General features: G+C 59.9%; 10 protein-coding genes and 1 tRNA gene. 1 reads left to right on the top strand and 10 read right to left on the bottom strand.

The genetic code is table 11. The features are described 5' to 3' along the window. Positions 1–116 precede the first annotated feature (116 nt). Positions 117–203, top strand: a tRNA-Leu gene (locus AO277_RS03150). A gap of 131 nt (positions 204–334) precedes the next feature. Here the strand turns inward: AO277_RS03150 and AO277_RS03155 are convergent. The 10 genes from AO277_RS03155 to AO277_RS03200 form a co-directional block, all read right to left on the bottom strand. Continuing rightward, the gene (locus tag AO277_RS03155) at positions 335–2242 is read right to left on the bottom strand and encodes a methyl-accepting chemotaxis protein (RefSeq protein WP_044317831.1); all 1908 of its coding nucleotides are present in this window, start codon (positions 2240–2242) and stop codon (positions 335–337) included. 171 nt (positions 2243–2413) lie between these two features. Continuing rightward, positions 2414–3706, bottom strand: coding sequence for an adenylosuccinate synthase (locus tag AO277_RS03160; protein ID WP_002551824.1), 1293 nt, complete (start codon positions 3704–3706; stop codon positions 2414–2416). Between the two features lie 54 nt (positions 3707–3760). Then, entirely contained in the window at positions 3761–4948 is a 1188-nt protein-coding gene (locus tag AO277_RS03165) for an ATP phosphoribosyltransferase regulatory subunit (protein WP_005778895.1), read from the bottom strand. A gap of 270 nt (positions 4949–5218) precedes the next feature. Further along, positions 5219–6088, bottom strand: coding sequence for a protease modulator HflC (gene hflC / locus AO277_RS03170; RefSeq protein WP_044317832.1), 870 nt, complete (start codon positions 6086–6088; stop codon positions 5219–5221). Then, complete coding sequence (gene hflK / locus AO277_RS03175) at positions 6088–7287, bottom strand: FtsH protease activity modulator HflK (protein WP_044317833.1); 1200 nt, start codon at positions 7285–7287, stop codon at positions 6088–6090. The genes hflC and hflK overlap by 1 nt, the downstream gene beginning before the upstream one ends. A gap of 96 nt (positions 7288–7383) precedes the next feature. Then, on the bottom strand, positions 7384–8685 hold the full coding sequence (gene hflX / locus AO277_RS03180) for a ribosome rescue GTPase HflX (RefSeq protein WP_044317834.1): 1302 nt from the start codon (positions 8683–8685) through the stop codon (positions 7384–7386). Between the two features lie 12 nt (positions 8686–8697). Next, complete coding sequence (hfq, locus tag AO277_RS03185; protein WP_002551819.1) at positions 8698–8958, bottom strand: RNA chaperone Hfq; 261 nt, start codon at positions 8956–8958, stop codon at positions 8698–8700. A 91-nt stretch (positions 8959–9049) separates the two neighbouring features. Next, positions 9050–10021, bottom strand: coding sequence for a tRNA (adenosine(37)-N6)-dimethylallyltransferase MiaA (miaA, locus tag AO277_RS03190; protein WP_011167564.1), 972 nt, complete (start codon positions 10019–10021; stop codon positions 9050–9052). Then, the gene (mutL, locus tag AO277_RS03195; protein WP_044317835.1) at positions 10022–11968 is read right to left on the bottom strand and encodes a DNA mismatch repair endonuclease MutL; all 1947 of its coding nucleotides are present in this window, start codon (positions 11966–11968) and stop codon (positions 10022–10024) included. Beyond that, complete coding sequence (locus tag AO277_RS03200) at positions 11965–13383, bottom strand: N-acetylmuramoyl-L-alanine amidase (RefSeq protein ID WP_044317836.1); 1419 nt, start codon at positions 13381–13383, stop codon at positions 11965–11967. Before AO277_RS03200 ends, mutL begins: the two co-directional genes overlap by 4 nt. Positions 13384–13396: the final 13 nt, after the last annotated feature.

Consider the following 13396-nt stretch of genomic DNA (forward strand, 5'->3'; position numbering starts at 1 on the left):
AGACCCGAAACACACCGCCCGCGATTTTTTTCGACTTTTTTTCATCGCCGGGGTTTACAGCCTAAAAAGCGCTCCGTATAGTGCGCGCCATCGGCAGGTTGATGCCTTCCGATACTGCCCAGATGGTGAAATTGGTAGACACGCCAGCTTCAGGTGCTGGTGACCGCAAGGTCGTGGAAGTTCGAGTCTTCTTCTGGGCACCAATTCAAAAAAACCGAGCCAATGGCTCGGTTTTTTGCTTTCCGACTTCAGAAAAGCTGCCATCCCGCGGGCATAGCAGCGCCACATTTGCAGCGCTGCATGATGCTCAAGCCCGAAACTGCCCCAGGCTCGCCTACAACTGCGCAGCCAGACCGCTGAGTACCTTGCCGCTAGCAGTCGTCTCGACCACCGCCTCGGCAGCACGCTCGGCCTGTGCGTGAATCACCTCGACCCGACCGCGAACGGCCTGCGCGCCTTCAGCCTGATGTACAGCCGCCTTGGTTGCCAGACCGATGGCCGCATGCACCTGCTCGACGGACGCCTGCACGGTCTGCTGGCGTTTGGCGCTGCCACGTAATACCTCCAACCCTTCCTTGGCCTGTCGGCCAGCGATGCCGATGGCGGCGACCGCCTCTTTCGCTCCACGCTGCAGGGCGATGATGTGTTCCTGGATATCGCCCGTCGAGCTTTGTGTCTTGCTGGCCAGCGCACGCACCTCGTCAGCTACCACGGCGAAGCCCCTGCCCGTTTCACCCGCGCGGGCCGCTTCGATGGCTGCGTTGAGTGCGAGCAGGTTGGTTTGTTCGGCAATGCCGTGGATAACTTCCAGCACAACCTCAATCTGCTGGCTTTGCTGCGCCAGACGCTCGATGACCTGCGCACCGGTTTCGACCTGCCCGGCCAGCGCCTCGATCAAACCGCCGACCTGATTGGACGTGCGGGTGTTTTCATCGGTCGCCTGCTTGATATCGACCACTTGACGTAGGGCTGCCTGCATCGCCTGGCTTTCCGACTGCGCCTCATCGGCCATCTGCTCCAGCGCCTTGAGGCTGGCCGCCACTTCGTCTCGCTGCAGTTCGGCTGCAGCATCGGCGCCGGCGTTGCGCTGGCTCATCACGCCGATTTCCTGCCCGGTGCGCTGCGCCACCTCGCCCGCCTCACGAACGATAGGCTGCAACTTGTCGATGAAGCGATTGACCGCCGCCGACATGTCGCCGATTTCGTCATTACTGTCCAGCTTGACGCGCTTGGTCAGGTCGCCCTCACCCGCCGCCAGATCATTGAGCGCAGCGATCAGCAGATGCAGCTTGCTGACGACTCGACGACCGAGCACCACCGCCAGTAACAGCAGTACGCCCAGGCCGACCAGCGCCAACCCCATGCCGATCCGCCAGCGCAACGTTTCGGCGGCTTCCTGAACCGCCACACGTGTATTGGTGGTCATTGCAGCACCCGCCGTCTGAGCGGATTGCAAGCGCGTGCGCAAGGCGGTCGAACTGTCTTTGGAGGCACTGGCAAGGCTGTCGGAAACCAGTTGCTCGCCACTGGTTATCAGGGTGGCGAAACGCTTGTCCAGCGCAGCAAGATTTTCCTCGACCGTTGCCGTCGACACTCCCATGCGCACCTTGCCGATCTCGACACCGTTAGGGCTGATAGAGGCCTCGACGTAATACACCGACGGGTCGTTTTTCGCGGCAATGAGGATCTTGTCCATCGCACGCTCGCCTTCACCCTTGGCCAGCAGCGCCTTGACCAGCGGGTTATCGCGGTTCATGTACCGCGTAAGGTGCTCACCTGCGGCGTCGTCATAGACCACAAACAACACGTTGGGATTGCGCTGGGCGCGTCGGGCAAATTCGGAAAGGGTTGGCGTGTCGTTGTCCCACATGGCGCGCGGGGCAACCGCAGCCAGTAGCTCGGCCATGTCAGTGGCGGACTCTCTCAGGTCTTTTTCCAGCGTGGCACGCAGTTGGGCCTGCTCTTCCTTCAGGCGGGTAGAAAGTCCGACGCTCAAGCGCTGACGCGTACTGGCTGAAAGCGAGTCGAGGCTCGACGTCACTTCGCTACTCGCCAGCTCCAGCTCGGAGGAAAGATGTTGCGAATCTACCCCAAGGCGATTGGCAAGGTCAGCCTCAAGCGCTGTGACTGTGCTCCGGGTAAGAGCAACCGCCACGATGACCTGCACCAAAAGGGCAATGCCCAGGGCAATGAAGACCGGGCGCAGCAGACGGCTTTGCAATAGAGATAAGACAGCAGACACAGGAGAATCCCTCCACCCTCAGCGCCATTAAAATGATGGCACTTTTCTGTCATCTTTGTAGCAAGCGCCGTGCCGTGACACAAGTCTCACTTTTGCCGCGATTGAATCCTGCGGACGCTGAAAACAAAAAGGGCCGCAAACGCGGCCCTCTTGATACAGCGCGGCGAAGTATTAGCCGAACGGGTGACGCAGCACGATGGTTTCGTTACGGTCAGGACCGGTCGAAATGATATCGATAGGCGCGCCAACCAGCTCTTCGACGCGCTTGATGTAGGCGCGAGCGGCTGCAGGCAACTCTTCCAGGGTCTTGGCACCCAGCGTGGATTCGCTCCAGCCAGGCATCTGCTCGTAGACCGGACGCAGACCCAGGTAGCTGTCGGCGTCAGTAGGTGCGTCGATGACCGCGCCTTCTTCGTTCTCGTAGCCGACGCAGATGTTGATGGTCTCAAGACCGTCAAGCACGTCCAGCTTGGTCAGGCACAGGCCCGAGATGCTGTTGATTTCGATGGCGCGACGCAGGATGACGGCATCGAACCAGCCGCAACGACGAGCGCGACCGGTGGTAGCGCCGAACTCGTGGCCACGCTTGGCCAGGAAAGCACCGACATCGTCGAACAGCTCGGTCGGGAACGGACCCGAACCCACACGCGTGGTGTAGGCCTTGGTGATGCCCAGAATGTAATCCAGGTACATCGGACCAAAACCCGAACCGGTAGCGATACCGCCAGCAGTGGTGTTGGAGCTGGTGACGTACGGATAAGTACCGTGGTCGATGTCCAGCAACGAACCCTGGGCACCTTCGAACATAATGTCCTTGCCGTCGCGACGCATCTCATGCAGCGCAGCGGTGACGTCGAGCATCAGCGGCTTGAGCAGATCGGCATATTCCATGCACTCGTCGAGTGTCTTCTGGAAGTCGATGGCAGGCTCTTTGTAGTAATTGACCAGCACGAAGTTGTGGTAGTCGAGCAGCTCGCCCAGCTTGGCCGCGAAGCGTTCGCGATGGAACAGGTCGCCAATGCGCAGACCGCGACGCGCAACCTTGTCTTCGTAAGCCGGGCCGATACCACGACCGGTGGTGCCGATCTTGAATTCGCCGCGGGCTTTTTCACGCGCCTGGTCCAGTGCAACATGATACGACAGGATCAGCGGGCAGGACGGGCTGATGCGCAGACGCTCACGCACTGGAATGCCTTTCTCTTCCAGCTTGATGATTTCGCGCAGGAGCGCGTCGGGAGCAACCACTACACCGTTACCGATCAGGCACTGCACGCCTTCGCGCAGTACACCGGACGGAATCAGGTGCAATACGGTTTTCTCACCGTCGATCACCAGTGTGTGACCAGCGTTGTGGCCACCCTGATAGCGAACTACGGCGGTAGCATGTTCGGTCAGCAGATCAACGATCTTGCCTTTGCCCTCATCACCCCATTGAGTGCCCAGGACTACGACATTCTTACCCATAACACTTGTCCTCATTCACGCAAACTTGGTGCCGGCGGCGGCCGGCAGGAATACTCAAGAAGCCAGCGGCATTACCTGCCAGTGCTCGCCATGCTGAATCAATTGCCGGTCACAGTCGGCTTCACGCGCGGCGCTCGCCTGCTGCCCAGGCAAAGCCTGAACCACACGCTGACCTTCACTGCGCAACTGGCAAACCATCTGCCAGAGTGCCGCATCCGTACTGTCCGGCACCCAGATGCCACCAGACGGTAAGACGATTTCTGCCTGCCCCAGGGTTACCAGGGTTTTCAGGTCGGTGGAAAAGCCGGTCGCCGGACGGGCGCGGCCGAAGTCGGCGCCGATGTCATCGTAACGACCGCCCTGCGCGATCGACTGGCCCACGCCCGGCACGAACACCGCAAACACCACACCGGTGTGGTAGTGATAGCCACGCAGCTCGCCGAGATCGAAGTACAGCGGCAACTGCGGGAAACGCGCAGCCAGACGCTCGGCTATTGCCAGCAAGTCGTCCAGCGCGGCCAGCACCGGCGCAGGTGCCCCAGCCAGACGATCACGCGCCGCGTCCAGCACCTCACGTCCACCACACAGATCAACCAGCGCGCGCAGCATTGTTGCGAGCTCTTGCGGGAGATCGGCGGTCAGGGCAACCACTTCATCAATGGCCTTGCGCTGCAGTGCATCGAACAACTGCTGCTCGACTTCTCCCGACAGGCCAGCGGCACGCGCCAGACCACGGTAGATGCCGACATGTCCAAGGTCCATGTGCACGTCCGGCACATCGGCCAGTTGCAGCATGGCCAGCATCAGACTGATGACTTCGACGTCACTGCTCGGGCTGGCATCGCCGTACAGCTCGGCGCCCAGTTGAATGGGGCTGCGCGAGGAGGACAGTGCGCGCGGCTGGGCGTGCAGAACGCTGCCCGCATAGCACAGACGGCTCGGGCCTTCACGCTTGAGGGTGTGAGCATCGATGCGTGCAACCTGCGGCGTGATGTCGGCGCGAAAGCCCATCTGCCGGCCCGATTGCGGGTCGATAACCTTGAAGGTGCGCAGGTCCAGATCCGAACCCGCGCCGGTCAGCAGGGATTCGAGATACTCGATATGCGGGGTGACGACAAACTCATAGCCCCAGCTCTGAAACAGATCCAACACCTGACGGCGCGCTACTTCAATGCGCGCCGCTTCCGGTGGCAGTACTTCTTCGATGCCATCTGGTAGCAGCCAGCGGTCGACCGTTGCCATTACGCCATTCCCCTGTGATCCAGGCGGCCAGCCTACAGGCCAGCCTTGAGTGAAGCAGAAAGTGGTGCGCTGTATGACGGGCACGACAAATGCCCGAGACAGGTCTTGCAGACCACTTTCCTCGAAAAATCTTGCCGTGCTCTGATTCAGATACGGCCAATCAATCGTGCAGACGCAAAAAAGCCGGGAATTTCCCGGCTGCCGCATGATACACACGTTTCACCGTACGTTCACCCCACCGGGCGGTTTTGCCGCCCGGCGGGTGATTAATTACGGCTTGGCTTTTTCCAGATAGCGAAAGAATTCGCTGTTCGGATCGAGCACCATCACGTCGCTCTTGTTCGCAAAGCTTTCACGGTAGGCGCGCAGGCTGCGATAAAACGCGTAGAACTCCTGGTCCTGACAATATGCCTTGGAGTAGATCGCGGCAGCCTGGGCATCACCATCACCACGCGCTTCTTCCGACTCGCGATAGGCTTCTGCCAGCAACACACGACGCTGACGATCAGCGTCGGCACGAATGCCCTCAGCCAGCTCGTTACCCTTGGCACGGTGCTCGCGAGCTTCACGCTCACGCTCGGTGCTCATACGCTCGAAAACGCTGCGATTCACTTCCTTCGGCAGGTCGATGGCCTTGACCCGGACATCGACAACTTCGATACCCAGCTCTTTCTCGGCCATGCGGTTCAGCGAACCGGTTATATCAGCCATCAGCGCATCACGCTCACCCGACACGACTTCGTGCAGGGTGCGCTTGCCGAACTGGTCACGCAGGCCCGACTCCAGACGACGCGAAAGACGCTCGTCGGCAATCTGCTTGAGGCCGGAAGTCGCGGTGTAGAAACGCTCCGCATCCTTCACACGCCACTTGGCGTAGGCATCGACCATGACCGCTTTCTTTTCCAGCGTCAGGAAACGCTGGGTCGGTGCATCGAGGGTCAGCAAACGACCGTCGAACTTGCGCACCTGGTTCACATAAGGAACCTTCACATGCAGACCCGGCTGAACGTCCGCCTGGACCACGCGACCGAATTGCAGCAGAACCGCGCGCTCGGTCTGGGACACTATGTAAAAGCTGTTCCAGGCGATGACTGCCAGTACCACGCCGACAATAAGGGTGATCAGTGATTTGTTACTCATCAGCGAGTCTCCCTGGTACGTACTTCACCACGCTGCTGAGCCTCATTCGCCCGGGCAGCGGCGGCAGCAGCGGCAGCATCATTAGCCGACTGCGATGGCGTACCTGAATTGGAGCCATTGCCGTTACTGCTGCGGCTGCTCTCGATCATCTTGTCGAGCGGCAGATAAAGCAGATTGTTCTGCCCCTTGTCGCCGGTCACGAGCACCTTGCTGGTATTGCTGAAGACTTCCTGCATGGTGTCCAGATACAGACGCTGGCGGGTAACTTCAGGAGCCTTGCGGTACTCGGCAACCAGTTTGGTAAAGCGATCCGCCTCACCCTTGGCGCGCGAAACGACTTCATCGCGGTAGCCGTTGGCATCCTCAAGGATGCGCTGAGCCTGACCACGGGCTTCCGGAATCACGCCATTGGCATAGCTTTCGGCCTGATTGCGTGCACGCTGCTCGTCTTCACGGGCGCGGATCACGTCATCGAACGCTTCCTGCACTTCACGCGGTGCCGCAGCGCTCTGTACGTTCACCTGAGTGACGGTGATGCCGGTGCGGTAGGTATCGAGGAAGCGTTGCAGACGCTCCTTGATTTCGCTGGCCATCAGTTCACGACCTTCAGTCAGCACCTGATCCATTGCCGTGGAACCCACGACATGGCGCAGCGCACTTTCAGTGGCGTGCTGCAGGCTGATTTCAGGCTGGTCGACGTTCAGGACGAAGTCCTGCAGGTTGCTGATCTTGTATTGCGCGGTCAGTGGCACTTCGACGATGTTCTCGTCTTCGGTGAGCATCTGGCCCTGCTTGCTGTAGGCTCGCTCGCGAGTCACGTTTTCCATGTACTTGCGATCGAACGGCGGGAAGTAGATGTTGAGACCCGGCCCTACGGTTTCGTGGTATTGACCGAAACGCAGCACGACAGCCTGCTCCTGCTCGTCAACAACATATATAGCGCTGTAGAGCCAGAAAGCGACGAGCACGACCAGGCCGATACCGAGCAAGCCAAAGCCACCGCCCTTGCCTGAACCGCCACCACTGCCGCCGCCATCGCTGCCGCGTTTGTTACCGCCGCCGAACAACCCCTTCAGGCTTTCCTGCAGCTTACGGAAGGCCTCGTCGAGATCAGGTGGTCCCTTGCGGTCGCCGCCACGGCGTTTGCCACCCCAGGGATCTTGATTATTCGAGTTGCCACCCGGCTCATTCCAAGCCATAGCGCTCTCCATCTGATAAAGCAAAGACGCGCCCGCGGCGCGCCGACCAATGCTACAGAATGCTCGCGAAAGCCGTACAACGGCTTTCTCGTGCTTTTATTGCAAAGTGTGTTGCTCGATGAACTCCAGCGGCTGCAATCCTTCGCGACTCACCAGTCGATTGAGTTCAACGCGCAGCAGTCGTACGGCCAACACGCTGGCACCTTCCTCGTCATGCGTTTCGCTCTGCACCGCACCCAATTCAAAAAACTGGGCGCGCAGCCGGGCAAGACTCTGAGGCAAAAGCAGCGTGCCGACAAACAGGTCGTCGCCGAGCAGTTCGGCGATGGCCTGCTTGAGCAGATCCAGCCCTCGACCATCGCGGGCAGACACCCAGACACGCTGCGGCTTGCCATCGGCATCCCGCTGTATCTGAGGCTCCACGCCTTCAAGCAGATCGAGTTTGTTATAGACCTCAAGGATCGGCAAGCCCTCGGCACCGATCTCACCGAGCACGGCCATGACCTGCTCGATCTGCGACATGCGGTCAGGCTCGTGGGAGTCGATCACATGCAGCAGTAAATCGGAGTTGCTCGACTCTTCAAGCGTCGCTCGAAAGGCTTCTACCAGTTTGTGCGGCAGATGGCGAATGAAGCCTACGGTATCGGCCAGCACGATAGGGCCCAGATCATCGAGCTGCAGACGACGCAAGGTCGGATCGAGCGTGGCGAACAGCTGGTCCGCCGCAAACACATCCGAATCGGTCACCGAGTTGAAAAGGGTCGATTTACCGGCGTTGGTATACCCCACCAGAGAAACCGAAGGGATATCGGCGCGACGGCGTCCACGACGTGCCTGATCGCGCTGGCTGCGAACCTTCTCCAGCCGCCCCTTGATCTGCCGCAGGCGAACCCGCAGAAGACGTCGGTCGGTTTCGAGCTGGGTTTCGCCTGGGCCGCGCAGGCCGATACCACCTTTCTGACGCTCAAGGTGAGTCCAGCCACGGACCAGACGCGTACTCATATGCTCAAGCTGGGCCAGTTCGACCTGAAGCTTGCCTTCGTGGGTACGTGCGCGCTGCGCAAAGATATCGAGGATCAGACCCGTACGATCAAGCACGCGGCACTCGAAAACGCGTTCGAGGTTACGTTCCTGACTGGGCGTGAGGGTGTGATTGAAGATAACGAGATCAGCCTGTTCGGCCTTGACCTGGTCGCGAAGCTCCTCGACCTTGCCAGAGCCAATCAGGTATTTGGCCGATGGCCGATGACGCGGCACGTTGATAAACGCAACGGTATCGGCACCGGCCGATATGGCCAGCTCCTGAAACTCCTGCGGATCTTCGCGCGCCTCAGGGTCCTGACCATCCAGATGAACGAGAATTGCACGTTCACCACCACTGTGGCGCTCAAAGAACAAGGCAGACTCCTATCAGGCGTTACCTGGCTCGGCGTCTGCGCCGTCAGCGTCGGTAGCGCTGGGAAGGCGAATCGGGCGAACCGGTACGACGGTGGAAATGGCGTGTTTGTAGACCATCTGGCTGACAGTATTCTTTAGCAAAATGACGAACTGGTCGAAAGACTCGATCGTGCCCTGCAGCTTGATACCGTTGACCAGGTAGATCGATACCCCGACCTTCTCTTTTCGCAAGGTATTCAAGTAAGGGTCTTGTAGCGAATGCCCTTTTGACATGTGCCGCACTCCTTTAAGGATCAATAAATAATAAATCGAATTCGATTGGCTTACCGGCCACCCCCCAAGGATAGACGGCTATTGCAGGGACTCAGCTCAATATGGAGACCGATCCCAGGTATTTCAAGGCGCGCGACAGATTGTCGCTGGCCAGACTGTCCAGCCAGTGCAAATCCTCCCAGCTGCGCAGCCAGGTGAACTGCCTTTTGGCCAACTGGCGCGTTGCAATAATGCCGCGCTCCTGCATTTCATCCCGCGTCAGCTTCCCATCCAGGTGATCCCAGACCTGGCGATAACCGACGGCTCTTATCGAGGGCAACCCGGAATGCAGGTCGCCTCTTGAGCGCAATGCCAGTACTTCGTCCAGAAACCCCTGATCCAGCATTTGCTCAAAACGTAGCGCGATGCGTTGGTGCAGCACCTTGCGATCCGCCGGAGCGATGGCAAGGTTCGCGACAGTATAGGGCAATTGCTGACGCCCTGATGCCGCCGCTTCGGTACTTTGCGCAGTTTGTTGCTCGCGGTGTGCCGTCATGCTCATTCCGCTGACCCGATACACCTCGAGCGCCCTGATCAGTCGTTGCGGATCATTGGGGTGAATGCGCGCCGCCGAAACGGGGTCGACCACCGCCAATTGATCGTGCAATGACTGCCAGCCATAGGCCTGTGCATCAGCTTCAAGCTGTGCCCTTACCTGCGCATCGGCAGCCGGCATATCCGCCAGCCCGTGCAATAGAGCCTTGAAATACAACATAGTGCCGCCGACCAGCAAAGGAATATTTCCGCGCGCGGTAATTTCCGCCATGGCCGCCAGGGCGTCACTGCGAAAATCGGCTGCGGAGTAGCTTTGCGCTGGGTCGAGGATGTCGATCAGACGGTGTGGATATTCAGCCAGCTGTGCTTTTGAAGGCTTGGCGGTGCCGATGTCCATGCCGCGATAGACCAACGCCGAATCGACGCTGATCAGCTCGCAAGGCAACACTTTGCTCAGTTCTATCGCAAGGTCGGTCTTGCCTGCGGCGGTAGGCCCCATGAGAAAGATGGCCGGAGGTAAAGCATTCATTCATTGACCGCGCAGGAATAATTTATCCAGGTCATTGAGACCCATCTGGGTCCAGGTAGGACGACCGTGGTTACATTGCCCGCTGCGTTCGGTGTTTTCCATGTCACGCAACAGGCCGTTCATTTCCGGGATGGCCAGCCGCCGATTGGCGCGAATCGCGCCGTGACAGGCCATGGTCCCGAGCAACTCGTTCATGTGTGCCTGCACCCGGTCGCTGGTGCCGTACTCCATCAGATCCGCCAGCACATCGCTGACCAGCCGATTGGCCTCGGCCTGCTTGAGCAACGCAGGGATCTGGCGGATCGCCAGGGTTTCCGGACCAAGCCGCTGCAGCTCGAAGCCCAGGCGCTGAAACGTCGCGATATGTTCTTCGGCGCAGTCCGCTTCACGCTGGCTGACCGCGAGAGATTCGGGCACCAGCAATGGCTGACCACTCAGGCCTTCATTGGCCATCGCTATTTTCAGGCGCTCGTACATGATTCGCTCGTGGGCGGCGTGCATGTCCACCAGCACCAGCCCGTGAGCGTTTTCAGCGAGGATGTAGATACCTTTGAGCTGCGCCAGCGCATAACCCAGCGGCGGGATATCGCCGGGCGACTCCGGCAGCGACGAGGGTGCGGTGCTGGGCAGCGGTGCGAAGAATTCACGGTAGGCGCTTTGCGCTTCGGCCACCGGCACGCCAGAGGTGGGCCGAGGCGTATATTGATACTGATAACCGCTGCCAGCGCCGCCACCGGCAGCAGGCCGGGCAAAAGGCTCGCCCTGCGGCTGTTCCAGCAAGTTGTTGGCCAGACGCATTTCACCCTGCGGCCCGAACTCACCGGCCTCAGGCCCGGTAGGCCGAGGCTCGACGGCGACCGGTACGCTGCCGCCCAGCTGGTTTTCCGGGCGCACATCACCCAATGCACGGTGCAGGGTGCCATAAAGGAAGTCATGCACCATGCGCCCGTCGCGAAAGCGTACTTCATGCTTGGTCGGGTGAACGTTGACGTCTACAGCAGCCGGGTCGACCTCGAAAAACAGCACGAACGTGGGGTGACGGCCATTGAACAACACGTCGCGATACGCCTGACGCACCGCATGAGCGACCAGTTTGTCGCGCACCGCACGCCCGTTTACGAAGAAATATTGCAGGTCGGCCTGGCTGCGCGAAAATGTCGGCAGCCCTACCCAGCCCAACAGATGAAGGCCGTTGCGTTCGATCTGGATAGGCAGCGCCTGCTCCAGGAAGCCCGGCCCGCAGATCGCCGAGACACGTCGTGCTCTGGAAGTGTCGTCATGCGCTTCATGCAGGCTCAGCACGGTCTTGCCGTTGTGACGCAAATGGAAGGCCACGTCGAAACGTGCCAGCGCCATGCGCTTGATGACTTCCTGCAGGTGATCGAATTCGGTTTTTTCGGCCTTGAGAAACTTGCGCCGGGCAGGCGTGTTGAAGAACAGATCGCGCACTTCAACGGAGGTGCCTACCGGATGCGCTGCTGGCTGGACGCGCGGTGCCATGTCACGACCTTCGGTCTCCACCTGCCAGGCCTGATCGGCGTCGCGGGTGCGCGAGGTCAGCGTCAGGCGCGCCACGGAGCTGATCGAAGCCAGGGCCTCGCCGCGAAACCCTAGGCTCATGACGCGCTCGAGGTCCTCCAGATCGCGAATCTTGCTGGTGGCATGTCGCGCCAGCGCCAGCGGCAGGTCATCCGAGGAAATACCGCCACCGTCGTCACGCACTTTCAGCAGCTTGATACCGGCCTGCTCTACATCGACATCTATGCGCCGCGCGCCGGAATCAAGGCTGTTTTCCAGCAGCTCCTTGATAACCGATGCCGGACGCTCGACGACTTCGCCAGCCGCAATCTGGTTGGCCAGACGCGGGCTTAGCAATTCGATGCGCGCAGCGTTCAGGACAGTCTGAGCGTTATCGGCTTCGGTGCCGTCGAGCAGAAGATCGGTCATTGCTGAGTCGCCACCTCGGAACTTGGAATTCGCAGATCCTGGCCAATCTTCAATTCATCGGTTTTCAGATTGTTGGCGCTGCGCAGCGTGGCAATGTTCATGTCATAGCGCGCCGCGAGCATGGCCAGGGTTTCGCCAGAGCGGACCACATGGTTGCGTGGCCCTTGAGCCAGCTTGCCGTTGTCACGCAGCCAGGCAATATAAGTGCCCTGTGGCGGGTTCTGCTGGAAGAACTGCTTTACCCCGGAATTGATCGAACGCGCCAACGCCTGTTGGTGCGACGCAGAACTCAGCTTGTTGGCTTCGTTGGCGTTGGAGATAAAGCCGGTTTCCACCAGAATCGACGGGATATCCGGCGATTTGAGCACCATGAAACCTGCCTGCTCGACGCGCGATTTGTGCAACGAGGTGACGCGGCCAATATTGCTCAGCACTTTCTGGCCTACGTTCAGGCTGGAAGACAGCGAAGCGGTCATGGACAAGTCCAGCAACACCCCGGCGAGCATGCGGTCCTTGTCGTCGAGGCTTACCGCACCGGCACCACCGATCAGGTCGGAACGGTTTTCACTGTCCGCCAGCCAGCGTGCGGTTTCGGAGGTCGCACCGCGATCAGACAAGGCGAACACCGAAGCGCCAAACGCCGCGGTGGACGGCGCAGCGTCGGCGTGAATGGACACAAACAGGTCGGCCCCCTTGGAGCGGGCGATCTCGGTACGTTTGCGCAACGGAATAAAGTAGTCACCGGTCCGCGTCAGCTCAGCGCGATAGCCTTTCTCGGCATTGACCTGGCGCTGCAGCTCCTTGGCGATCGACAGCACTACGTTTTTCTCTTTCTGCCCGGCACCGCCGGAGGCACCCGGGTCTTCACCGCCGTGCCCGGCATCGATCACCACGACAATGTCGCGCTTGCCATTGGGCACCGGGGTCAGCTTGATTTCAGGCTTGGCCGGGCTGACCGGGACAGCGGGCGCGGTATTGGCGGCAGTATCCTGGATCACTGGTGTCGGGTTGGCATCTGCGGCGTTATCGAACAGATCGACCACCAGACGGTTGCCATACTGCTGGTTCGGCGCAAGCGTAAAGCTTTTGGGCGTCACCGCCTTTTTCAGGTCGATGACCACGCGCAGATCGGTCGGCATGCGCTGGGCAGAGCGCATGCTGCTGATCGGCGTATTGGCTGTCGATACATTCAGCGGACCACCGAGTGTCGCGCCATTGATATCGATCACCAGACGATCAGGTGAAGTCAGTGTGAATACGCTGTGCTGGACAGGCCCGGACAGGTCGAATACCAGACGTGTGTTGTCCGGTGCTCGCCATAAGCGGACACTTTTTACTTGCGTAGCGGCAACCGCCTCGACAGCCAGGGCCATCAGCAGCAGACCAACTACAGTAACCAGCGCGCGCATGCGCATACCTAACCCCATA

The sequence above is a fragment of the Pseudomonas amygdali genome, from assembly GCF_002699855.1.
GTDB lineage: Bacteria > Pseudomonadota > Gammaproteobacteria > Pseudomonadales > Pseudomonadaceae > Aquipseudomonas > Aquipseudomonas amygdali.